Origin of the sequence: Trichormus sp. NMC-1 (assembly GCF_001858025.1) — a bacterium.
Lineage (GTDB): Bacteria > Cyanobacteriota > Cyanobacteriia > Cyanobacteriales > Nostocaceae > Anabaena.
Genome location: NZ_LZQD01000002.1, coordinates 375,871 through 400,064 on the forward strand (window position 1 = coordinate 375,871; position 24,194 = coordinate 400,064).

At 39.2% G+C, this 24,194-nt stretch carries 18 protein-coding genes and 1 pseudogene; 6 read left to right on the plus strand and 13 right to left on the minus strand.

Features of this window, described 5'->3' with window-relative positions; translation table 11 throughout:
* Positions 1-135: 135 nt before the first annotated feature.
* Complete coding sequence (locus A9Y75_RS08555) at positions 136-1,581, plus strand: DUF3370 domain-containing protein (protein WP_071189143.1); 1,446 nt, start codon at positions 136-138, stop codon at positions 1,579-1,581.
* A gap of 28 nt (positions 1,582-1,609) precedes the next feature.
* Here A9Y75_RS08555 and A9Y75_RS08560 read toward each other — a convergent pair whose 3' ends face one another.
* Positions 1,610-1,897, minus strand: a complete 288-nt coding sequence (locus A9Y75_RS08560; protein WP_071189144.1) for a DUF4090 family protein — start codon at positions 1,895-1,897, stop codon at positions 1,610-1,612.
* Positions 1,898-2,054: 157 nt separating this feature from the next.
* On the opposite strand from A9Y75_RS08560, the gene A9Y75_RS08565 reads away from it, so the two are divergent.
* Complete coding sequence (locus A9Y75_RS08565) at positions 2,055-2,441, plus strand: hypothetical protein (RefSeq protein ID WP_071189145.1); 387 nt, start codon at positions 2,055-2,057, stop codon at positions 2,439-2,441.
* Positions 2,442-2,446: 5 nt separating this feature from the next.
* Here A9Y75_RS08565 and A9Y75_RS08570 read toward each other — a convergent pair whose 3' ends face one another.
* The 9 genes from A9Y75_RS08570 to A9Y75_RS08610 all read right to left on the minus strand — a co-directional run bounded on the left by A9Y75_RS08570 (position 2,447) and on the right by A9Y75_RS08610 (position 13,789).
* The gene (locus A9Y75_RS08570; RefSeq protein WP_071189146.1) at positions 2,447-2,701 is read right to left on the minus strand and encodes a hypothetical protein; all 255 of its coding nucleotides are present in this window, start codon (positions 2,699-2,701) and stop codon (positions 2,447-2,449) included.
* A gap of 54 nt (positions 2,702-2,755) precedes the next feature.
* Entirely contained in the window at positions 2,756-8,173 is a 5,418-nt protein-coding gene (locus tag A9Y75_RS08575; protein ID WP_071189147.1) for a pre-peptidase C-terminal domain-containing protein, read from the minus strand.
* A 139-nt stretch (positions 8,174-8,312) separates the two neighbouring features.
* Positions 8,313-8,774: a PPC domain-containing protein gene (locus A9Y75_RS08580; protein ID WP_177176139.1), complete on the minus strand. Its 462-nt coding sequence runs from the start codon at positions 8,772-8,774 to the stop codon at positions 8,313-8,315.
* A 231-nt stretch (positions 8,775-9,005) separates the two neighbouring features.
* A complete protein-coding gene (locus A9Y75_RS08585; protein WP_071189149.1) occupies positions 9,006-9,800 on the minus strand; it encodes a hypothetical protein in 795 nt (264 codons plus the stop codon).
* Positions 9,801-9,823: 23 nt separating this feature from the next.
* Complete coding sequence (locus A9Y75_RS08590) at positions 9,824-10,894, minus strand: hypothetical protein (protein ID WP_071189150.1); 1,071 nt, start codon at positions 10,892-10,894, stop codon at positions 9,824-9,826.
* A 369-nt stretch (positions 10,895-11,263) separates the two neighbouring features.
* Positions 11,264-11,686, minus strand: a complete 423-nt coding sequence (locus A9Y75_RS08595; protein WP_071189151.1) for a PIN domain-containing protein — start codon at positions 11,684-11,686, stop codon at positions 11,264-11,266.
* A complete protein-coding gene (locus A9Y75_RS08600) occupies positions 11,679-11,870 on the minus strand; it encodes a hypothetical protein (RefSeq protein ID WP_236721360.1) in 192 nt (63 codons plus the stop codon). The genes A9Y75_RS08595 and A9Y75_RS08600 overlap by 8 nt, the downstream gene beginning before the upstream one ends.
* Positions 11,849-12,463 carry a PPC domain-containing protein gene (locus A9Y75_RS08605; RefSeq protein WP_177176140.1) on the minus strand — a complete coding sequence of 205 codons (615 nt, stop codon included), beginning with the start codon at positions 12,461-12,463 and terminating at the stop codon, positions 11,849-11,851. Before A9Y75_RS08605 ends, A9Y75_RS08600 begins: the two co-directional genes overlap by 22 nt.
* 231 nt (positions 12,464-12,694) lie before the next feature.
* Complete coding sequence (locus A9Y75_RS08610; protein WP_071189154.1) at positions 12,695-13,789, minus strand: hypothetical protein; 1,095 nt, start codon at positions 13,787-13,789, stop codon at positions 12,695-12,697.
* Between the two features lie 83 nt (positions 13,790-13,872).
* Here A9Y75_RS08610 and A9Y75_RS08615 point away from each other — a divergent pair.
* Positions 13,873-14,370: pseudogene (locus A9Y75_RS08615) on the plus strand (polyphosphate kinase 2 family protein); the annotation flags it as partial.
* Between the two features lie 253 nt (positions 14,371-14,623).
* Positions 14,624-15,001 carry a DUF29 domain-containing protein gene (locus A9Y75_RS08620; protein WP_083389526.1) on the plus strand — a complete coding sequence of 126 codons (378 nt, stop codon included), beginning with the start codon at positions 14,624-14,626 and terminating at the stop codon, positions 14,999-15,001.
* On the opposite strand, the gene A9Y75_RS08625 is transcribed toward A9Y75_RS08620, so the two are convergent.
* The 3 genes from A9Y75_RS08625 to A9Y75_RS08635 form a co-directional block, all read right to left on the minus strand.
* Positions 14,965-15,285 (minus strand): hypothetical protein, encoded by a 321-nt coding sequence (locus A9Y75_RS08625; protein ID WP_071189155.1) that lies wholly within the window; start codon positions 15,283-15,285, stop codon positions 14,965-14,967. The genes A9Y75_RS08620 and A9Y75_RS08625 overlap by 37 nt on opposite strands.
* A 281-nt stretch (positions 15,286-15,566) precedes the next feature.
* Positions 15,567-18,623, minus strand: coding sequence for a phosphoenolpyruvate carboxylase (gene ppc / locus A9Y75_RS08630; protein WP_071189156.1), 3,057 nt, complete (start codon positions 18,621-18,623; stop codon positions 15,567-15,569).
* A 114-nt stretch (positions 18,624-18,737) separates the two neighbouring features.
* Positions 18,738-18,956 (minus strand): hypothetical protein, encoded by a 219-nt coding sequence (locus A9Y75_RS08635; protein WP_071189157.1) that lies wholly within the window; start codon positions 18,954-18,956, stop codon positions 18,738-18,740.
* 216 nt (positions 18,957-19,172) lie between these two features.
* Here A9Y75_RS08635 and A9Y75_RS08640 point away from each other — a divergent pair, with 216 nt between their 5' ends.
* Together A9Y75_RS08640 and A9Y75_RS08645 are read left to right on the plus strand one after the other, a co-directional pair.
* Positions 19,173-22,181, plus strand: a complete 3,009-nt coding sequence (locus tag A9Y75_RS08640; RefSeq protein WP_071189158.1) for a DUF1574 domain-containing protein — start codon at positions 19,173-19,175, stop codon at positions 22,179-22,181.
* A gap of 268 nt (positions 22,182-22,449) precedes the next feature.
* A complete protein-coding gene (locus tag A9Y75_RS08645; protein WP_071189159.1) occupies positions 22,450-23,949 on the plus strand; it encodes an MBOAT family protein in 1,500 nt (499 codons plus the stop codon).
* The last annotated feature ends 245 nt before the right edge of the window (positions 23,950-24,194 follow it).

Sequence of the window (24,194 nt, forward strand, 5' to 3'; positions counted from 1 at the left end):
TATAATTGTATGGATTAAATGTAAGTATGCCAGATATTTTTTCAAAAAAAATAACTAGTCTCGGAAATATGCTACGAAGAAACTGTAATTAAAATTGTTCATCTTTGAGAATACATCTTTCTTCAAAAAAGCATTATGCCAGTTCCACAGCCAAAAAATATAATACCTGTAACCCTCTTCATACTTTTATCAGGACTTGCTGTTACTCAAAGCATTGGATGTACAAAATTCAATGCCAATCATACCAAAGACTTAGCAAATGCTCAAAATCCACCCAAACCAGCACCTCAAGAAATTATTATCGGTGGAAAAGTGCGTGCTTTACCTGGAAAATTAGATACTATTCCTGTGTTTAACAGTAATAGCCCAGAATGGGTGAAAACTGAAGGCGTTTTACTTTCTACCTTTCCCGCAAATGAGAAAAAAGTTCCAGCAGCACATCTGAATTATCCCTTTCAAGGACGGTTTGATTTATTTGCTCACCACTATAGCCATACTCCCAAGGATTTGCAAACTCTTTACCTGGGTATAATTTTGCATAATCCTGGTAAAAAATCTGTAACGGTAGATGTGTTACAGGGTGCAAGTTATTTAATGCAAGATGCGCCTTTTGTAACTTTAGCTCCATACATTGAAAATAATGATGGTAAAGTGTTCTCAGGCCCAGGTGCTAGGGCGGTGGCTGATGTGCTACGGGGAGTTCGTCAAGCTGATTTTCCGGCTAAATTGGTAATTCCTGCGGGAAAAAGTCGGATGTTGCTAAATCATCCTATTCCAGTGCGAAATTTAGAAAAACCTGTCAATGGTCGGTCTAGCTTTTTCCGGTTGCGTAGTAATAGGAAAGTTTATACAGCTAGTTTAGCAATGTATGCTAAGAAAAATGTTGATGGTTCTGACCGTGCGCCAATTATGGCGGAATGGCAAGATTTACTAAATAACGGTAATTTTGCTGGGCCAAGAGATAAAATACCTACACCACCAGATGCTAAAGGGGGTCAATTAATTTATGGGCGTGTAGCGGGTGTTTCTGAAGGTTCGCGGTGGAAAGCAAAATTAGTAGATAATCCGAAAACAGACATTTTCACAATTCCCGAACCAGGTCAAGCAATTTCCTATCCTATAGCTAGTTTACGCGCTGGTAGATTGGGTACTGAACAAGATCAAACGGCGAAGATGTTGGTACGTTATCCCGACACAGCTTATGAAGCACATGGAAATTATGGCGTAGAATATAATCTCAGTTTGCCTTTAAGTAATAACACTGCTAAAGCTCAAACTATTTCCGTAACTTTGGAAACACCATTAAAAGAAGATAAATTAGTTCAAGGTGGTGTCCGCTTCCGAAAACCATCCTTAGATTTTCCTTTCTTTCGGGGGACAGTGCGGTTGCGTTATGCTGATGATCAGGGGGAACAAAAGACGCGTTATGTGCATTTATGGCATCGCACTGGTCAAGTCTTGCAACCTTTGACAGAAATTGTGTTACAACCTGGAATGAGACGCATGGTGCAGCTAGATTTGATTTATCCACCCGATTCCACTCCACCCCAGGTTTTAACGGTAAGAACTTTAGAAAAATGAGGTAAAGACGCTGGGAGTTTTCCCTATCTTATTTACCGCCGTAGAAAAAGGCAATTTCTTTTTCTTTCAGAGGTGCAAAACCAGCATTAACAAGCTTTTGGTCTAGTTCTGCTTGGGGAATGTGTTTTGCACCAATGCGGACGATTCGGGAACGCATGGTATTGGATACGCCACTACGTTGTCTACCTGCTTCTAGTCCCATAACTTGGCTGTATAATTCTAATTTAGCTTCGGGAATGGGAGAACCGTCAAAATCAATTCCTTTGGCGATCGCTACATCAATAGCATCAGCACCTGTAGTAGTTTCAGTAGTCATGGCAATTAGCTCTTAGGGATATTAAGTATACTGTACCAGTCTTTCTGCCACCTCTAGCTGTGTGGCTTGACTGATGAGCTTTGTGAGTCTAGACTTGTCAGTTTTGGAAATTTTAGTTTAATCTCTAACCAGCGGTGTAGCCATTTTAGGTGATGCTATGTCTGAAGCCCACACTCCTCGTAACAAAGACCGCAGCCTCGAACAAGCCCTGACTAACAAAATTATCGACGATTATTTCGAGAATTCTGAAAGTTGGCTGAGAGCAATTTTGCGGATGTGTATTTTCTCCTTGGCTAATATCAATGGAGAATCTGTTTTTATCGTCGAATGTCCGAATCAAGCTGTAGCAAAACGCCTGAGTCGTAAAACTTATCCGTTTCGGGGAATGGTATACTTTCTAACTGATAATTTTGATGATCGCGATCGCACCTTATTTTGTTATAAAGACGAACGTAAAGGATATTGGCGCTGTTTTGATACTAGCACTAACAGTTGGCAATCTTTAAGTAATTTACAATCTTCTCCGACTTCAACTGATAGTTGAATTGACTAATGACTAGATTTGCGTGTTACTGAACCGCCAACAAACGCTCCTAATATTGTACCTGTCCAAATTCCGGCTGTGCTACCTTGCCATATTGCTCCCGGTGTTACCCAAGCATTACACATCTGTTGCCAGCCCCAAGCTTGATTTTGACATTTCTGATTGTGCAGCATTGACGTAATTTGTCCGCCAATGTAACCACCAAAAAAGCCAGAAGATAGCGCTAAACAAGTACAAATTAGGATGCGTTTATTGGTCATGGTGATTGGGGAATCTGGAAGAATAATTAACTTTTCTGCAACAAAATCAACGCATCATACCTTAATTTTGTCGGACTTTAAACGAACTCCTCCTAACACCGTACCTAATCCTGGCGCTGGAGGATTCCCTTTAAGATCAATAGTGTATCGAGATACATATGTTCCACCTTGTTTATTAGCCATTCCATCACCATTAGAATCTTGTATAATAACTTTTCCATCACTAAGAATTGACTGTATTACAGCTACGTGTCCAGCAGAATTTCCTTTTTCGATAATCTTCCCATTTATATCTTTTTTATCTGGTGTTGCATCAAAAAAGATTAGATCTCCTACTTGTGGCTTATCTTTACTGTAGTCAATTTTATTAGCAATATCAGTGCCAAATTTGTCTAAGCCATTTTTAGCATATCCTCCAAAGCTCGGTGGTTCAATCCCTAAAGCTTTTACATAACTCTTAGCAAAACTCACACATTCCCCAGCATATTTTCCGTCATAAAGAATGTCATGAGTTCCCAAAAGATCATCTAAAACAGAATTAATTTTTGCCGATGTTGTTGAATTCCAAGTCTCAGACCATTTACTGTCACCCTTAATAGGTAGAATAATACTTGCATCTACAGAAGGTTCACCTTCTCCAAACTCAATTTTAGTCTTTTCAGTAACAGATTTTTCTTTGGCATAAGCACCACCCTGTCCATATTTTGTAACTGTGACGGTTATAGGAACAACCTCGCTAGATTCTCTCCAAAAAGTCAGGTATTTACCTTGTTCAAGATTTACAACTCCCTCCCAACGATAAGTACCCCAATCGATAACAACTAAATGCTCCTTATTTTCGTTTCCTGCTTCAGGTGTAATTTTTGTCCAAACTGTCTCTTTTCCATTTGTAGAGAAATCTTCATGAGTCACACGGACTCCAAAGTTATTTTGTAAATTTTCAATCCCTACGCCTGTTCTAACAAGAGGATATAGAACTTTATCAGTAACGCCTAGAACTTGAGTATTTGGTGGATTTACCACAGAAGACTTATTCCAAGACAGATCCATCTTTGCCTCACCACCATGTTCAAAATAGTGGAAGTGGAGATCGTAGCGACCCGCAGGTAAAGCATAGCTTAGTGCTGATGGTGTACCATATCCAGACGTTTGCCACTGATTTTGAGGGGTAATGTAGAACCATTGACCAGTGCTTTGATTTTTAGCCAACAATTGAAAACCATCATCCGCACGCACATTAAACTTGTATTGACCACCATCGAAATCAGCCCACGTATAGGCACGGATCGCAAATCCATCCGCAGGTAACTGAGAATTACCCTTCACCGTGCCAGTACCCCAGTCAAACTTTAAGCTGCCCGAATTGTTGCCATTTTCGTTATTAGAGCCAAGATTCAGCGTACCGATCCAATTTGGATTGCTAGAATCACCATTAAAGAAATCAACAGGAGGTGTAGAACCTGAATTTCGATTCCAACTAAAAAGGTTAGCAAGCCATTCCTGAGCCTCATTCACTGGTTCAGTGATGCGATAAGAATTAGTTGGTGTAGTTGGGGTAGGATTAGTTGGGACTGGAGTTGGTGTTGGAGTTGGTGTAGAGGGTACATTACCAATTCGTTCTAGCAAGAAGTTGAGTCCTGCATAACCTGTATTTTCGTAATAATCAACTTCAATGGGAACATTTCCCCCATTAGTTGAGAAAGTTCCAGTATGAACAAATTTCATTTCCTGATCAACCCACTTGTCAATGATGGTTTGCCCATTAGCTCTGACACGAATCCCATCATCCGCATTTACTGTTATCCGATACTCTCCAGAATCAAGATAGCTACTTCCTTTAACACGAGCAGAAAAATTATCTTTGGAAAGGTAGGCATTAGGTGAATTTTCTCCCCAATAGTATGCAAAATTTAGTCTGTTATTTCCATTAGAAGGATTACCTAAAGACTCCGTATACACAGGAGAGCCACTCAAATTCTGACCACTAAAATACTGAATTTGCCAATTAGGAGTTGAAGCAGGAGGTTGTAAATTAATTGTTGTTCCACCAGTTGAAGGAGCAGCTTGGACTGTAAAACCATTAAGGGCAATAGTTGTTCCACTGCTGTCACGAGATTTATCACTGGCACTCGCTGACAATTTGTAAGTACCAATAGGTAATTTGCCAAAATTGAGCGAAAAACTGGCTAAACGATTGTCTTGGCTAGATGGGGTGAAAGTTTTAGTAAAATTAGTAATTGCTGTCTGCTGCCCATTTATTGAAACCCATACATCATCAAGATCCGTTGCACCATTTGCATCAAAGACAGTACCAGTGACAACAACATCTTGATTTGTTGTGTAAGAGTTATTAAAACTAATCTTTAAATCTGTTGGTGCAACATTAGTAGATACAGTTGATAGATTCAATGTATAGGGCGTACTGGTAGTGCTATTAGAAGTCAACGCCAGGGCATAGTTACCCACCGCCAAATTATTAAAAACAGGCTTCCAATTAGCTACACTGGTACTGTTGAATGTTCCCAAATTTGTTAGTCCACCGTTCGACTCAATCCGCAACAATTGCAACGATACAGGAGTTGTCAAACCATCTAAAACAGGCAACAAATTCCCCAGCTTACCCATACTAAAGCGGAACCAATCAGCCGCATCAGCCCCACCAATGGAATCTTTCACCGCAGCAATAGACGAACCTGGGTAAACCCTATCCAGATCCTTGGACTGAGCAAAAGTATTACCAATCCCATCATTAGCAATCAAGCTTTGAACATTAACATCAAGCCGATACTGTACATCTGTAGGATCTAGACCAGTAGGGGTAATACGAGCATAATATTTGCCAGTTTCTAATGTTGCTACCAAAGGTTTTAGCGTACCAGAATTACCATAAGCAGCACTGACATAATTCCGTTTATCATCATATAAATAAATGTCCACCGTTGCCTTTCCTGCAACAGGTACAACATTCAAATTAACGCTACTTTTTGAGCCAATCGTAAATGAGTAGTAGTCGAGCTTATCAGTGGAATCAATAAAATCAGTCACACTCTTAGAAGTAGAAATTGTACCAATATCAAGAGCAGTTATGAAATCTAAGCCTGCATTATCGTAGCGAGTAGTAGGAGTTGCCTGTAGATTTAACGCAAAAGATGAAGGTGCAGGTTTCGACGAGTTATAAATTTGGGAAACTGCCAAATAGTAAGTACCAGCATTCAGCGTTGCACCAGTGTCAAGCCATGCAGCAATCGTTTTGTTATAACTACTATCTCGCACCTGAAGCCCTATTAGATCAGGGAAATTGCTAGTCGCTTTAACCACAGAATTCTGATCTAATTTAAAACGGTAGAGAGACTTACTATTGTCGCTTACTACAATATTACGTGTTCCACTTAACGAGCCAATATCTGAAACAAATGAATTTGTGTTAAGAGAAAGAGTGTAGTCTGTCTCTCCCAACCCATTAAAGTCAGTTAGTTGTAAATAGTACCAACCTATTTGATTAAAAATGTATGGCGAACTGAACGTACTGTTGTTAGCAAAACCTGTAAAAGAGGAAGGATTAGAATAATCATTAGGGGAGAAAATCTTCAAGCCAACATTTATAGAATTAACACTGCTGTTAGCTTTTATATTAATGTCGGCTTTTAAAGGTTCAGCAACATAGAAGGAAATAAAGTCATCTTTATCATCTTTACCAATGCGATCTTTAAACACTACTGATGAGGTTGTCAGAGTACCAATATTCCTCGCTGTATCTTGGGTATTCCCTGCTTTATCAGGCATTGGAATAAAAGTAGCACTAACACTTAAATTGTAGTTAGTATTATTCCCTGCTGCTTCACGAGAAACATTAGCAAAATAAGTGCCTTCTTCAAGGTCATAGGTAATATTTTCAGCAGTAGTACCTGCGTTTTGAGAAACTTGAATTAACTTGCCACTACTATCAAGTAATTGCAAATTAGCATTATCATTCAATCCATCCAATTGCAAATTAACTTTGCTGTAACTAACAACATCAAACTTGTAGTAATCAAAAGTGTCAACATTTCCTACAAAATCGCTAAAGGTGCTAGTAGTAGAACCAACGCTGATAGTGCGTGCAGCAGATGTAGTATTTCCAGCGTAATCAGGTATTGCGGAAACACTCAATTTATAATTAGTATTAGCCCCTGTTGCTTCACGGTACACATTAAGATAATAACTACCAGGATTCAAATTGTAGTTAATCTTGTCAGCAGCATTTCCAGGATTATAAGAAGCTTGAATGAAACTGCCATTACTATTAAGTAACTGCATATTAGCATTAGCATTCAAGCCATCCAAAACAAAATTAACATTGCTAAATGTGCTGACGTTAAATTGATAATAATCGAAGATATCAGCATCCCCGACAAAATCATTGAATGTTTGTTCTGTACTGCCTAAGTTACCAATATTTCTTGCGGTATTTAAGCTGCTTCCTGCGTTATCTGGGATAGCAGATAAACTTAAGGCATAATTGGTATTACCACTACCTGCACGATAAACATAGGCATAATAATTACCTGCATTTAATGTGGTTCTGATAGTTTCGGCATTTGTTCCCCCATTATAAGAACCAGCTATTGCACTTCCATTGCTGTTGAGGATTTGCACGTTGGCATCTGTGCTTAAGCCATTGAGATTTAGGCTAATTGTGCTGGTGTTAGTTAAGTTAAATTGATAGTAGTCAGCAGCGTCAATATCTCCCACTAAATCGTTGAATGTCTGTGTTGTTCCTATTGTGCCGATGTTTTTAGCTGTGGGAAGAGTATTTCCTGCACTATCAATTATTTCTGTAGCTTTAACTTTGAGATTATAGTTGGTATTAATGCCACCATTGGGATAGACATTCAGGTAATAAGTTCCTGCTACCAAGATGGGATTGATGGTTTCTGCTGTTGTGCCAGTGTTATATGAACCTTGTAGAAGTGAACCCCATTGGTTCAATAACTGTACATTGGCATCTGCACTTAAGTCTCCTACATTTAGGTTGACTTGACTTGCTTTTGTCAGGGTAAATTGATAGTAATCTGCTGTGTCTCCAGTCCCTACAAAATCATTGAATGTTTGTTCTGTACTACCTAAATTACCAATATTCTTTGCTCTATTTAAGCTGCTACCTGCATTATCAGGGACAGCGGATAGATTTAAGCTATAATTGGTGTTGCCACTACCTGCACGATAAACATTTACATAGTAATTACCTGCATTTAACGTGGTGCTAATAGCTTCAGCAGTTTTCCCCCCATTATAAGAACCAATATCTGAAACAAATGAATTTGTGTTAAGAGAAAGAGTGTAGTCTGTCTCTCCCAACCCATTAAAGTCAGTTAGTTGTAAATAGTACCAACCTATTTGATTAAAAATGTATGGCGAACTGAACGTACTGTTGTTAGCAAAACCTGTAAAAGAGGAAGGATTAGAATAATCATTAGGGGAGAAAATCTTCAAGCCAACATTTATAGAATTAACACTGCTGTTAGCTTTTATATTAATGTCGGCTTTTAAAGGTTCAGCAACATAGAAGGAAATAAAGTCATCTTTATCATCTTTACCATGTCACCCTTAATAGGTAGAATAATACTTGCATCTACAGAAGGTTCACCTTCTCCAAACTCAATTTTAGTCTTTTCAGTAACAGATTTTTCTTTGGCATAAGCACCACCCTGAGAGTATTCCCTGCTAAATCAATTATTTCTGTGGCTTTCAGTTTGAGATTGTAGTTGGTATTAATGACACCATTGGGATAGACATTCAGGTAATAAGTTCCTGCTGCCAAAATAGTATTGATAGATTCTGCTGTAGTGCCAGTGTTATATGACCCTTGTAGGAATGAACCCGATTGGTTCAATAACTGTAAATTCGCATCTGCACTTAAGTCACCCACATTCAGGTTGACTTGACTGGGTGCGGTGAGGGTGAATTGATAATAATCTGCTGTATCTCCAGTCCCTACAAAATCACTGAATGTTTGTTCTGTACTACCTAAATTACCAATATTCTTTGCTCTATTTAAGCTGCTACCTGCATTATCAGGGACAGTCTGAAACAAATGAATTTGTGTTAAGAGAAAGAGTGTAGTCTGTCTCTCCCAACCCATTAAAGTCAGTTAGTTGTAAATAGTACCAACCTATTTGATTAAAAATGTATGGCGAACTGAACGTACTGTTGTTAGCAAAACCTGTAAAAGAGGAAGGATTAGAATAATCATTAGGGGAGAAAATCTTCAAGCCAACATTTATAGAATTAACACTGCTGTTAGCTTTTATATTAATGTCGGCTTTTAAAGGTTCAGCAACATAGAAGGAAATAAAGTCATCTTTATCATCTTTACCATGTCACCCTTAATAGGTAGAATAATACTTGCATCTACAGAAGGTTCACCTTCTCCAAACTCAATTTTAGTCTTTTCAGTAACAGATTTTTCTTTGGCATAAGCACCACCCTGTCCATATTTTGTAACTGTGACGGTTATAGGAACAACCTCGCTAGATTCTCTCCAAAAAGTCAGGTATTTACCTTGTTCAAGATTTACAACTCCCTCCCAACGATAAGTACCCCAATCGATAACAACTAAATGCTCCTTATTTTCGTTTCCTGCTTCAGGTGTAATTTTTGTCCAAACTGTCTCTTTTCCATTTGTAGAGAAATCTTCATGAGTCACACGGACTCCAAAGTTATTTTGTAAATTTTCAATCCCTACGCCTGTTCTAACAAGAGGATATAGAACTTTATCAGTAACGCCTAGAACTTGAGTATTTGGTGGATTTACCACAGAAGACTTATTCCAAGACAGATCCATCTTTGCCTCACCACCATGTTCAAAATAGTGGAAGTGGAGATCGTAGCGACCCGCAGGTAAAGCATAGCTTAGTGCTGATGGTGTACCATATCCAGACGTTTGCCACTGATTTTGAGGGGTAATGTAGAACCATTGACCAGTGCTTTGATTTTTAGCCAACAATTGAAAACCATCATCCGCACGCACATTAAACTTGTATTGACCACCATCGAAATCAGCCCACGTATAGGCACGGATCGCAAATCCATCCGCAGGTAACTGAGAATTACCCTTCACCGTGCCAGTACCCCAGTCAAACTTTAAGCTGCCCGAATTGTTGCCATTTTCGTTATTAGACTTAAGCCATTGAGATTCAGACTAATGGTACTGGTGTTAGTTAAGTTAAATTGATAGTAGTCAGCAAGGTCAATATCCCCAACTAAATCGGTGAATGTCTGTGTCGTTGTTCCTATTGTGCCGATATTTTTGGCTGTTGCTGTTGTATTTCCTGCTAAATCAATAGAAGCTTGTTCAACTCTGACCAATTGATTATCAACAAAAATTGTCGTTGAATCATCTTCAACATCAATCGCTGCAATTTTCTCTGCGTTGAGATGCTTACCCGTAACAAAAGCTGAAAATTTTTCCCCTTCATCACCTGGAGTATCTTGCTCATTCAACTGCTTGTCAACCCAATGCCCGATTTCTTCAATTATTGTGTCGGTAATTGTCTCAATATTTCCACTATTAAGTAATTTTTCGGAAAGATAGATTTTATCTGTCGCTCCACCAAAAGCCCCTAATGTAGTTGCGCGAAATACGGAGTCTTGGTACACTTCTATGATTGGTAAACTTCTGAAATCACCCAGCATCCATTGATCAGCAATTTCATCTAGTTTCTCTATATTGAGAGAATTTCCAAAAATCGAGTGCATCAATTGCTGAAAATTAGGCAATTGTACAAACTTCTGTAGCTTAGGGTATACGTTTTGCTGGAGAAAACTAGAACTTATATTAGATTGTAGTCCAACATTACTAGGAACACTCTTATAACTGCTCTGTGTCTGTGTAAATGGGGTATCGTCATGACTCGCTATGGAGTAAACAAGAGATGCTTGCTCAGGATTACCCGTTAGCGATGCTATAAAGGCTGTGGTATTCGTGTCTATGTTATGTTGCCACCCAAAAATATCGCTCCATGATTGCGTTACAGGTACAACGGTAGTAAAATCTTTTTCTTTGCTTACTGCTGGATAATAATTAGCTACAACATTGTAAGGAGGCACCTCAAGGGGACTTACCACTTTTACAATGCTATCCAAACTACCCATTTCTTCTAAACCAGAAATAAGACTTGGAACAACCTGATTTTGTAGATTTAGACTATCCATTGCTCTTTTATATTTGTATGATATGAGGTTTCTAGTGCTTTATAATGTCATTACAACATTTATAAACATATTAAAAATATAATACTCTGTATAGATTTAATATGTTGTGATTACGTAAATTAGTATGAATTTATAATAAAGATTTTATAAAGTAATTTTGACCTCATCAATGGATGATACTTTTTGTCAAAATTAGCCAGATGGACAATATATAAATAGCCATTAGGTCTATGTCAACTTATACAAAGCCTTGTTAGCTTAACTCTAAGGCAATCAGAGTTGAGTACACAATGGCTACCAAAACACTGACCAAACCTAAACGCATTATGGTGAGGATTAATTAATAGCGTATAGTGTTCTTTTAACAAATTAAGGTAAAAATATGCGTTCAAATGGTTGCTTGCGATAGCGACGATAAATATTAAAGTCTTTGTCTAGAGTTGCAATAGCAGAAATGTTTAATCTTTCTGAAATGGCAATAAGCGATAAATCGGTAAAATCTGCGGGTAAATCTTGATAACTTGTGTTAAGCTCTTGGATTCTTTGATAGTCTGATGGCAGTAAATGTTCACATAGGAATACTCTTATTGATAAAGCAGATAAAAATTCGTTCTGCACTTTTGTATTTGGAGCAAGTAACCACATCACTTCTGTAACACAGGCAATTGTTGTGATAAGTTGACTAGTACAGGTGCTAAAAAAGCTAAGAACTTGTTGGTGATATTTGTCTTTACGGTCATAGAAGGCAACAAGAATTCCAGTATCAATTAAAATCAGGGGATAATTATTCATGATTTCTTGTTTGGTGTCTTGCTTGAATTCTTTCAGCAAGAGCCTTTTTGCGTACATCTCTATCTGAAAAATCTCCTGATCCTTCTAGCAAGAATTTGGGATAACCACCCATTTTTTCTAAAACTGTTTTAGCTGAAGTTGGATAATTATTAACGGGTGTTTCTAGGGATGATATAAATTGCAAGACGAGTGGGATTTGTTGATCGGTAAGGTTAGCGATAGCTTGTAAGAGTTCTTGGTGTGGATTGGTGGAGTTAAGCCATTGAGATTCAGGCTAATTGTGCTGGTGTTAGCAAGGTTAAATTGATAGTAGTCATAATAATCAACATCTCCAACTAAATCGGTGAATGTTTGTGTCGTTGTTCCTATTGTGCCGATGTTTTTAGCTGTGGGGAGAGTATTCCCTGCTAAATCAATTATTTCTGTGGCTTTCAGTTTGAGATTGTAGTTGGTATTAATGACACCATTGGGATAGACATTCAGGTAATAAGTTCCTGCTGCCAAAATAGTATTGATAGATTCTGCTGTAGTGCCAGTGTTATATGACCCTTGTAGGAATGAACCCGATTGGTTCAATAACTGTAAATTCGCATCTGCACTTAAGTCACCCACATTCAGGTTGACTTGACTGGGTGCGGTGAGGGTGAATTGATAATAATCTGCTGTATCTCCAGTCCCTACAAAATCACTGAATGTTTGTTCTGTACTACCTAAATTACCAATATTCTTTGCTCTATTTAAGCTGCTACCTGCATTATCAGGGACAGTCTGAAACAAATGAATTTGTGTTAAGAGAAAGAGTGTAGTCTGTCTCTCCCAACCCATTAAAGTCAGTTAGTTGTAAATAGTACCAACCTATTTGATTAAAAATGTATGGCGAACTGAACGTACTGTTGTTAGCAAAACCTGTAAAAGAGGAAGGATTAGAATAATCATTAGGGGAGAAAATCTTCAAGCCAACATTTATAGAATTAACACTGCTGTTAGCTTTTATATTAATGTCGGCTTTTAAAGGTTCAGCAACATAGAAGGAAATAAAGTCATCTTTATCATCTTTACCATGTCACCCTTAATAGGTAGAATAATACTTGCATCTACAGAAGGTTCACCTTCTCCAAACTCAATTTTAGTCTTTTCAGTAACAGATTTTTCTTTGGCATAAGCACCACCCTGTCCATATTTTGTAACTGTGACGGTTATAGGAACAACCTCGCTAGATTCTCTCCAAAAAGTCAGGTATTTACCTTGTTCAAGATTTACAACTCCCTCCCAACGATAAGTACCCCAATCGATAACAACTAAATGCTCCTTATTTTCGTTTCCTGCTTCAGGTGTAATTTTTGTCCAAACTGTCTCTTTTCCATTTGTAGAGAAATCTTCATGAGTCACACGGACTCCAAAGTTATTTTGTAAATTTTCAATCCCTACGCCTGTTCTAACAAGAGGATATAGAACTTTATCAGTAACGCCTAGAACTTGAGTATTTGGTGGATTTACCACAGAAGACTTATTCCAAGACAGATCCATCTTTGCCTCACCACCATGTTCAAAATAGTGGAAGTGGAGATCGTAGCGACCCGCAGGTAAAGCATAGCTTAGTGCTGATGGTGTACCATATCCAGACGTTTGCCACTGATTTTGAGGGGTAATGTAGAACCATTGACCAGTGCTTTGATTTTTAGCCAACAATTGAAAACCATCATCCGCACGCACATTAAACTTGTATTGACCACCATCGAAATCAGCCCACGTATAGGCACGGATCGCAAATCCATCCGCAGGTAACTGAGAATTACCCTTCACCGTGCCAGTACCCCAGTCAAACTTTAAGCTGCCCGAATTGTTGCCATTTTCGTTATTAGAGCCAAGATTCAGCGTACCGATCCAATTTGGATTGCTAGAATCACCATTAAAGAAATCAACAGGAGGTGTAGAACCTGAATTTCGATTCCAACTAAAAAGGTTAGCAAGCCATTCCTGAGCCTCATTCACTGGTTCAGTGATGCGATAAGAATTAGTTGGTGTAGTTGGGGTAGGATTAGTTGGGACTGGAGTTGGTGTTGGAGTTGGTGTAGAGGGTACATTACCAATTCGTTCTAGCAAGAAGTTGAGTCCTGCATAACCTGTATTTTCGTAATAATCAACTTCAATGGGAACATTTCCCCCATTAGTTGAGAAAGTTCCAGTATGAACATGAAGAAGTACTAATAGTGCGCGTACATCGAGAAATGCTAGAAAAACAACAACTTCACTGTATTCCTCAAGGTAAACATATATGGCAACAGCGTTTTGAAGAAATCAATAATTTTGAAAAATATTTAGTAAATAATGGAATTATTGTTCTCAAATTTTTTCTGAATGTCTCAAAAAAAGAACAGAAAAAACGATTTTTAGATAGAATTCAATCACCAGAAAAACATTGGAAATTTTCAGCTAGTGATGTAAAAGAACGTGCTTTTTGGGATGATTATATGCTTGCTTATGAAGAAGTTTTTAATCACACTAGCACTGAATTTGCACCTTGGTATATTATTCCTGCTGATCGTAAATGGTTTACAAGGTTGATAGTCGCTGATATTATCTGTAAAAAATTACAAGAATTAAATTTACAATATCCAACTCTTAGTGAAGAGCATAAACAGCGACTTTTGGAAGCTAAGAAAATGTTGGAAAGCGAAGATTAACTGACCGCAGTTTTCATTGCTTGTAAGTAGGTTAACAGAAAAATTTAAAGGTATGTGAAGAAAAGTAAAATCGCCCAAAGCTCTCTTCCTGTTCCCTGTTCCCTTGCCCCAACGACAATTTTTAACGCCCACCTACTTAGATGAGAGTGCGATAGCGCAAGTGCTGAACCGTTAGGTCTGGGAATCGTCTTTGCTGATTAGTTAATTCATTATATAATGTAATCATCATCCTATCGAGTCAGGAGAAATTATTATGCTGACTAGTGATACTAACAAAACATTATATGAACAAGATTTTTACTTATGGATACAAACCACTGTTAAACTATTGCAGGAAGGTAAACTAGAACAATTAGATATTGATAATTTGATTGAAGAAATTGATAGCATGGGGCGGAGTGAAAAGAAAGAATTAAAAACTCGCTTAATAGTCTTAATTGAACATTTATTAAAACTGCAATATTCGACAGAAGAGAAAGATGATAATGCCAGAGGTTGGCGCAATACGGTTGTTGAGCAAAGACGACAAATAGCTTATACTCTGGCAGATAGTCCCAGTTTGAAATCTGTCTTAAATGATGTATTTCTAGACTGTTATGCAGATGCTAGAAAAATAATAGGGTCTTGGTAGATGAAGTCTTGGGCTGTATTGATCTGATTCTTACCGATATCTTGGAGAACAGCGATTAAATCAGTGCCGGAGAAAATACGTGTATCCAAGGCGGTAGTACCTAGTCCAAAGTTGCCTTCTGTTAGGGTATAGTTACCTGTTAGTAGCTGAATTTTATCTACACCCACTTGCCAGTCAACAATCTTCGCATAGTCGTTAAAGCCACCACCAAAGTAAGAGACACCACTTATGCCGTCACCTAAAACGAAGGTATCAATACCAAGACCACCGATAAGGGTATCCACTTCGTTGACAGCGTTCCCATGAGCATCAAGGTAATCGTTGCCGCCTTTGCCATCGAGGGTATCTGGTTTTGTGCGGGCGATAAAGGCGGTGAATGAGGTAATGAATGACCGGGAGCAACGCGAAACTGAAAATTGACGGGTTTAGTCGTCAGGTGCATCATGATGTAAAATATCTGTTGATTGTTGATAAATTATCGAGTCTGACGCACCCTATAAAGCTACTAGGTGGGAATCCGTAATTACCAATTACCAATTACCAATTACCAATTACCAATTACCCATCAACCTGTATTTCTCATACCTGCTGCAATACCGTTAATAGTTAACAATGCTCCTCTTAGTAATTCACCTTTGCTGTAACGGGAGTGAATTACTCCAGAGGTGCTGGTGTTTTTGTATTGACGTAGACGCTTAAGTAAAGAAACTTGGATAAATCCTAAAGGTACAATTGTCCCATTCCGTAACTGTACAGAACGTTGCAAAATCGGATCACCGTCCAAAAGTCGTTTGTGTCCGGTAATGTTTAAAACTAAATCTCTAGTTAGATAAAATTCACTAGCGATTTGCTCGAAAACTTGATCAAACCGAGATTTATCTTCAGGGTTGGACAATTCTTGGACGTAATGACGTGCCATTTCAATGTCTACTTTAGCTAAAGTCATTTCGGCTTTAGAAATTACCATTTTGAAGAACGGCCACTTCATATAAAAGTAGCGCAGCAATTTAAGGTGTTCTTCCGGTTCTGCGTCTAAAAATTCTTGTAAAGCTGTACCCATACCATACCAAGAAGGTAGCAAAATCCGAGTTTGTGTCCAACTAAATACCCAAGGTATAGCCCGTAAGCTACTTAAATCTTTCTTCCCAGATGGTCGTCGGGCTGGACGGGAACTAATTTGTAATTGGCTAATTTCTTCAATGGGAGTGACTTGGTGGAAAAAGTCGATAAAATCAGGTTGTTCGTAAATCAGGGCGCGATAATGTTGACGCGATCGCACTGATAACTCTTCCATGATCTCATTCCAGGGTTCAATATCATCAAACCCCGTCCGCAGCAAACTGGCTTGCACTACCGCAGTAGTAATAGTTTCGACATGGTACAATGCCAAATCCACTAAGGAATATTTGGAAGCTAAAACTTCCCCTTGTTCAGTAATTTTGATTCTGCCATTAATACTGTTACCTGGTTGAGCCAAAATCGCTTCATAAGCAGGGCCGCCACCCCGTCCCACCGAACCACCCCGTCCGTGAAAAATACGCAGGTTAACGCCATACTTTTCGGCGATTTTCTGAAGTGATTTTTGGGCTTTATGAATTTCCCAGTTGCTGCTTAAAAAACCAGAATCTTTGTTGCTATCAGAATACCCCAGCATCACTTCTTGTAAGTCGGGGTTGAGAATAGAAGATGATGGGGAGTTGGGGATTTGGGGAGTTAATCCGGCTGTTTCTGGATTAATTGCTTCATAGCCCCCTGCTAATAAGGCGCGATAGAGGGGGAGTTCAAATAGTTGACTCATGACGCTGTTGGAGCGTTGTAAGTCTTCTACTGTCTCAAATAGAGGTACGACTCGAATTGAACCTACAGCGATGGCGGGATCAAACAATCTGGCTTCTTTGGCTAAGATCAGAACTTCCAAAACATCGCTAACTTCCCGGCACATACTGATAATGTAAGTCTGGCAGATGCTGATCCCAAATTCTTGTTGTAGCGATCGCAAGATGCGGAAAGTTTCAATGACATCGTTGGTTTTTTCAGAAAATGGCAATTCGCTGGGAATTAACGGCCGTCGGGTTTGCAGTTCCCCAGTTAACCAAGCTACCCTTTGTGACTCTGACAGTTCGTTATATGGTTGGGGTAAAACTTGCAAGTATTCGAGAATCTCATTCAGCGCGTCCGAATGACGGGATGATTCTTGGCGAATATCTAGCTGGGTGAGATTAAAGTCAAAAATTTCCACTTGACAGATCAAGTTTTCTAGTTCTCGACAGCCTAAGCCAGTTTCTGTCAAATTCCGTTGAATCAGCCGCAGTTCTGCTAAGAAATCTGCTCCTGAACGGTACATTGAGGCATTTTCATTTTGTGGAACTTCCCGATTATATAAAGCCAGATTGCGATCGCGTGTATTTTCCAGTCTTCTTAGCACATAAGCCAGTTTCAGGCGATAAGGTTCTTGGCGATAACGCAGTGCTAGAGCATCATATACATCACTTAAGGTAGATTGATCTAACTCCAGAGATTCCAGCAAATCTGGTAGCACATCACTCCAGTGCATGGACACACTCAATAATTCAATCAGTTGTTTCACTGATTTGATATATCTTTCTAAGACCATTTTCCGCTGATAGCAAGCGGTTTTCCAAGTCACTTCTGGTGTCACCGATGGATTTCCATCTCTGTCTGAGCCTACCCAGGAACCAAAGGAGCAGAAATTTTTACTAGGTGGTTCTAACCAAGGAAATGTTTGCGCTAGGGAGTATTTGAGGCGTTTATATAGTTGGGGAATACCGTCAAATAAGACTTCTTGGAAGTAGTGCAAGGCATAATCTACTTCATCGAGGACTGTGGGTTTAAATTGGTGAAGTTCGTCTGTACGCCACCAAAGGCAAATTTCCTCTAGTAATCGCTCTTTAACTTCCGCAGCTTCCCAAGGATAACCACCAGTTCGATTTTCTAATTCATCTAACTTTTGTAACAGATCTACTACCTGTTTCTGTTTATCCCGAATAGTATGACGGACAATTTCCGTTGGGTGTGCAGTAAACACTAACCGGATATCCAACTGGGAAATCAGGCGTTGAATTTGCTGCGGTGGGACATTCAGTTTGAATAACAGGGGAAATAAGGCAGAAAATGTCCCTTTTTGGTTGATTTGCGTATTCTCTATCCAACTTTGTGTACCTGCATCTGCACCTAATGCCTTGGTGACAGGTACGTCATCTTCTCTTTGGTTTGTTGAATAAATAATATTGGCCAGATATTCCTGATCAGTTGTCTCTGTATCAGAATAGCGGGTTAGTTGCTGTTTTTGTTCGTATTCCTGCTCAATGATATTAATTAACTGGAAATACAGAGCAAAGGCACGAGCCGCACGAATTGCTTCGTTGATATTCAATTGTTCAATCAATTCAACAGCTGAAGAAGCTTGGTTATGTGTAGCTTGTCCTTCCGGCGAACATAAATCGCGTAACTGTCGTAATAAGTCTACCATTTTTTGGCCGCATTCTTGTCGAAGAACCGACTCCCATAATTCCTCTACTACCTGTAGACGATGACGCAAGAATAATTCCGACATGGGGTAGACATTCGCTGTTTGCGATGAAGAGTATAAAAGGGAACCCATAGTTTCCGCTCTCGTAAAGCCAATACTGTTTACAATTCTAGTTTTTTCGCTTCGGCTGCATAGGACTACCTGGAGCCAATAAATGCTTATATATAGTTAGGGTTGGTTTAATTCCTATTCATCTGGGAAGGTAAGATTGGGGAGGCGATCGCCGCGAAACACTTCTTCACTAGCTTCCCCTAAAGCTTCTAGTGCTTTACCAGTGGCTTTATCTGCTATGACCAGCATCAGCAGAGCGGCTGTACTGATTTGCAGAAGACAAGATTGGGGAATGCTAGAAAAAATCAAATTTAGTCCAGAATTAGTGGAGGTGTTTTGGGTTACAGATAACATTGCTAATTTTTTGTGATTGACAGATGAGTAAAATAGACGCAAAACTCAATCTTCAGAGGATGTGTAACCTTATAAAACTATCTTTGCCCATTTTGCAAGCTACAAAGGTAACAAAATTGTTAAAAAAAAACGGCAAAATGTGATAAATCTATGTTTTTAGTTTACAAGTACAGGCAAAATCCCCCCATACTCGCTTCCTGTTAAAGTTAACTTCCCATGAAAACAGTATTACTTGATCGTCAGCAAACCTTAGTGCAGTGGGTAAGCCAAGCAACAGGGATCAGCACTTTCGGGGTGAAAGTCCGGTTGCTAGGAAATGACCTGCATATACTTTGCGAAGGTACAGACTGTCCGCAACGTTGGCTTACTCTGTCTGATTTACTGCAAGCACTACAGCAAACGGACTTGGATAGCCTCACAAGTGAAGAACAATCCCCAATATACCAAGTATTGGTCTATGGTCGAAAGAAAGGGGTACACCATCCTGAATGGTGTCACCGGGTGTACCTGAATCAATTAGATCGGCATCTAGAGCAGGTACAGCAAGAACTGTTAGCAGATGCAGCCAAATCGAGACAAGTTCATGGGGCGCTGATTGTCTCGAATGAGAGTTTAGCGCGTCAAGGCAACCCAGATGCTATTGCTCGCTATCTCAGCGAAAATTTGAGTACTTTGGGTGTGGCAGTACAAGTTAAAATTAAGCCGCATCAGTCTCAAGCTGAATCTAAGACTCCAGGTCATCGTCTGTGGATATTTTGTCAGTCAAGTTATAGCCCTGATGCCTCTTTGTTAGGGGAACCTATAGCTCAGAGGTTGCGACATCTCAAACTGTCGGGCTATGACGATGCAGTTATTGTTTCTCAAGTCAAAGGGGAAACTGACGCTGATTGGCGGCTCAGAGTGGATTTAACGCCCCCAGAAACCATGTTGAAAGAGTGGGCGCGGTGGGGAGATTTGCAAGCGATCGCTAGACTATTAACTGAGGTGTTGTCAGAATTTAAAATTTCTATCCAAGCTTCTCTGAAAGAATTTACCCTACATATATTTTGCACCCCAGCCTTTGATCCCTTAGAAACTGCCCCCGCACCAGACAAAGAAACCTGCTTACAGGTAATTTTATCCCAGCTAGAAGCGATCGCTCCCCAAGGTATTCTCGCTGCTGCCATCTACGGTCAAAAAACAGGCGATAAGCAACCCGCCTGGGTAGATTGGTTGTCTTTACCAGCAGCCAAGCATCCCGCTTTGGCAACATCTACACTGGATCTCTGTATTTCTGGTGATGAACCAGCGATCATTTTTTCACTGGAGCGGTTACTCAATTTTGACATGGATTGGCGTTTAAAAACAGGTGGTATCCGCGTGATGCTGCTTCGTAAAGGTGATTTGGTACACATTATGTGTGATGCCCCAATTTGTCCGACACGACCACAGGTAGCCAGTAAAGTTATTCAATTTATTCGCCAACTCCACATTGTCGGTATTATTGGTGTACGTGTTTATGGTCGTCGTGCCGGTGATAAAGAACCAGCTTGGAGTCATGGTGTTGATTTAGGACATCGCCAACGATTAGTTCCTGAAGCGACACCAGAATTTGCGGCAACTGATGAATATCTAAGTGATTTACTCAACAGCGAAACTAACGAGCCAATTTTGCGTCCTGATTTAACTCCACAGGCTGTTCAAAGTTTCGTGACTGAAGTAGCACAGGATTGGCTAGGAACTGCTAACCACAAACTGAAAAAGTGGCTGGTGGCAACTCAACTGTTTACAGAAGCAACTCAGTCAATCGAACCTAACCATGATGAAGAAGGCATTCGAGGTCTAATAATTTGGATGGCCTTAGGATTAATTCTCACAGTCCAAAGCGATTGGATGTTAGGTTATGTTATTACTCATGCTGGATTAAGTTCTGCCAAAGTTACTGGTGTTTTATCATCGTCAGATTCATCTTTGAAGTCAGGGAAAGATCAACATCAGAGAACAGCATTTTTTAGCAACACTGAAAATACAAAATCTTCTCAAGTTGAGAATTCGGCATTTAACGCTTCTGGATTCACCCAAAATGATGATCCATCAGGAAAATTGCCCGCCGCACCTTTGAAAGAAAAAGCCAACTCTAGGGCTATTCTTTTAGCAGCCCGATCTCAACTGCCAAGTTTCAATGCGCGGCAATTAGATGAACAATTAGCACTGTATAAACAGCGTGTCGTCACAACTGGGCATTCTCCAGATGTATTAATTATTGGTTCTTCTCGCGCCCTTAGAGGAATTGATCCAGTAGCCCTTTCTAAAGCTTTAGCAACTCAGGGTTATGCCAATGTTGATGTATTTAACTTTGGTATCAACGGTGCGACAGCACAAGTTGTAGATTTGATCATTCGCCAAGTTTTGGAACCTTCGGAATTACCCAGACTCATTCTTTGGGCAGATGGTGCTAGGGCTTTTAACAGTGGCAGAGAAGATATCACTTTTAATTCCATTGCTGCATCACAAGGCTACAAAGAAGTATTACAGCAAGCTGCAACCAGGATTAGTAGCAATCAATTGCTCAAATCCGAAAAAAATGTTACACAAAACGAAAAAATCCCAGAACCAAAAACAGAAATTAACAGCTATCAAGCCGCCAGTGAATGGTTAGATCAATCTTTTGTTGGTCTATCTTTTAGCTACAAAAACCGTGATCAAATTAAAAATTTATTGCAAAAGCAACTAAGTCATTTGCCTTTTAGCAATCAGCAAATCACATCAAAAATTAAACTGATGCCCGATGCTGAAGTAGATAAATCCACTCAATCAGTAGATTTTGATGGATTTTTACCATTATCCATTCGCTTCAATCCCGCTACATACTATCAAAAACACCCCAGAGTAACTGGAAATTACGATAACGACTATAAATCTTTTTTACTACAAGGTAAGCAAGATGCAGCTTTGCAATCGGTTTTGGAGTTTACAAAAACTAATAAAATCCCTCTTGTGTTTGTGAATATGCCTCTTACAGAAGAATACTTAGATCCAACACGGCTAAAATATGAGCAAGAATTTCAACAGTATATGTTAAATTCATCTACTACTAATACCAACTTTATCTACCGGGATTTCAGCAAAATTTGGCTAAAAGCAAATGATTACTTTTCAGATCCTAGTCACCTAAACCGCTATGGAGCATATGAAGTATCACAAAAGCTGGCAATTGATCCCATGATTCCCTGGATTGTGAAGTAAGGTTTCAGGTTTATACAAGCGGACTGACGGTTGAGACGGAGATTAATTTGGATCTTTAATTAATAAGACTTATGTAAAATTAAGGAAAAAATGAACCGCAAAGACGCAAAGAGCGCGTTCTCGTAGCGTGCCAAAGGCATAGGAAAGAGGATTTAGATAAACTTTGAGTAAGTCATGATTAAGTGACTTCATATCGGCTAACAGTGAGCAAATTGGACTGTTTACTGTTATCTATATCTGCCAATAATTAATAAGCAATGACTAAAAAATGAAGTTCATATCAATTTTTTACGGGATTTTTTTACTGAGTGTTTTGGGCATTTACTGGACTGTATCTGAACAAAAGTTACGACTGTGGACATTGCTAATAGCTAGTATTGTATTTTATGCATCTTGGCACATTCAATATCTACCACTACTATTAGTACTTACTTTTATTAACTTCCGTTTTGGGCTGGAAATTGGGAAAAACACATCACCAGGAAAACATTCCCAAAGCTGGCAAATTTCTAATGAAGAGTGGCAATTTTCTCAAGCTGACTGGAATCTGCGTCGGCTGAAGATTTTATGCTTGGGCATAATTTTAAATGTAGTAATTTTACTAAGTTTTAAGTATTTGCCTAGTTTATTAAAATTGCTGTTTAATCTGCCCATAAATTCACCAGAAGCAACATTTAAATTTATTGCTCCTCTGGGAATTTCTTTTTTTACCTTTGAATGCATTTCTTATTTAATAGATGTCTATCGTGGTGCGCCTGCTACTGAAAATTTTCTAAACTTTGCTGCATATAAATTGCTATTTCTGAAGCTAATTTCTGGACCGATTACTCGTTACCATAATTTAGCAGTTCAATTCAATACTGTCAGATTTCCTAGTGTTGATAGATGGGCAGAAGGTTTATGGTTAATTGCCAGAGGTGCAGTTAAAAAAGGCATTCTTGCAGACAATCTCGGAATTTTTGTTGATTTATGTTTTGGTAACTTACAACGGGCTGGTAGCGCTGATTTGTGGTTAGCTACCTTTGCTTATGGGTTACAGTTGTATTTAGATTTTAACGGTTACGTAGATATTGCCCGTGGGAGTGCGTTACTTTTCGGTTTCGTACTACCTGAAAATTTTAACTTTCCCTACTTCAGTACAAATATTGCTGATTTTTGGCGACGCTGGCACATCACTTTGGGAGATTGGTTGCGGAATTACCTTTACTTTCCTTTGGGGGGTTCCCGTCAGGGGTTGATTCGCACCTGCGGCAATTTATTAATTGTCATGCTAATTGCAGGAATCTGGCACGGTTCCGTTTGGGGTTTTGTGGTTTGGGGCGCTGTTCATGGCATAGCTTTAGGAGTTCATCGTCTCACAGATGCGATGAGCGATCGCTTTAAAATTCTAGAACTATTTTGGCAAAACCCTCTAGGTATAATTTTCGCTTGGTTTTTAACACAGCTAATGGTTTTCACATCTTGGATTTGGTTCCGTCTTCCCAACCTCCAAGACTCTGTTTTTGTCATCCAACATCTGTGGGGTCATACTGCTGATGCACAGTTTCTTGAAAAAGTCTATGTCGAAGCTTTGAACAGTAGTCCATACCAAGTATCTTGGTTATTGGTGTTTTTATCTGTGTTAATGATTATAGCCTATGGCTTTAAACGAGGAATGAAGTTAGAGTTTAGCTGGCCAATCAAACTTGTTTTTGTGCCTTTATGTTTCTATGCTGTTTGGATACTCGCTCCTGAAGGTAGCTTACCTTATATCTATTTTGATTTTTAGCAAATTATTGTCAGTTTATCACTCACTGCAAAAACTAAAAAACCAAATTTAATCTCTTAAACCTAACTACCACAGTTGTGTACTAAGTAGGTTAACAGAAAAATTTAAAGGTATGTGAAGAAAAGTAAAATCGCCCAAAGCTCTCTTCCTGTTCCCTGTTAAGAGTTCCCTTGCCCCAACGACAATTTTTAACGCCCACCTACTTACATCCATCCAGGATGATATCGCCATAATACTCTAGGGCT

Coding starts and splice junctions, on each gene's coding strand:
- A9Y75_RS08555 (WP_071189143.1), top strand. CDS start 136: ATGCCAGTTCCACAGCCAAAAAATATAATACCTGTAACCCTCTTCATA.
- A9Y75_RS08560 (WP_071189144.1), bottom strand. CDS start 1,897: ATGACTACTGAAACTACTACAGGTGCTGATGCTATTGATGTAGCGATC.
- A9Y75_RS08565 (WP_071189145.1), top strand. CDS start 2,055: ATGTCTGAAGCCCACACTCCTCGTAACAAAGACCGCAGCCTCGAACAA.
- A9Y75_RS08570 (WP_071189146.1), bottom strand. CDS start 2,701: ATGACCAATAAACGCATCCTAATTTGTACTTGTTTAGCGCTATCTTCT.
- A9Y75_RS08590 (WP_071189150.1), bottom strand. CDS start 10,894: ATGGATAGTCTAAATCTACAAAATCAGGTTGTTCCAAGTCTTATTTCT.
- A9Y75_RS08595 (WP_071189151.1), bottom strand. CDS start 11,686: ATGAATAATTATCCCCTGATTTTAATTGATACTGGAATTCTTGTTGCC.
- A9Y75_RS08620 (WP_083389526.1), top strand. CDS start 14,624: ATGCTGACTAGTGATACTAACAAAACATTATATGAACAAGATTTTTAC.
- ppc (WP_071189156.1), bottom strand. CDS start 18,623: ATGGGTTCCCTTTTATACTCTTCATCGCAAACAGCGAATGTCTACCCC.
- A9Y75_RS08635 (WP_071189157.1), bottom strand. CDS start 18,956: ATGTTATCTGTAACCCAAAACACCTCCACTAATTCTGGACTAAATTTG.
- A9Y75_RS08640 (WP_071189158.1), top strand. CDS start 19,173: ATGAAAACAGTATTACTTGATCGTCAGCAAACCTTAGTGCAGTGGGTA.
- A9Y75_RS08645 (WP_071189159.1), top strand. CDS start 22,450: ATGAAGTTCATATCAATTTTTTACGGGATTTTTTTACTGAGTGTTTTG.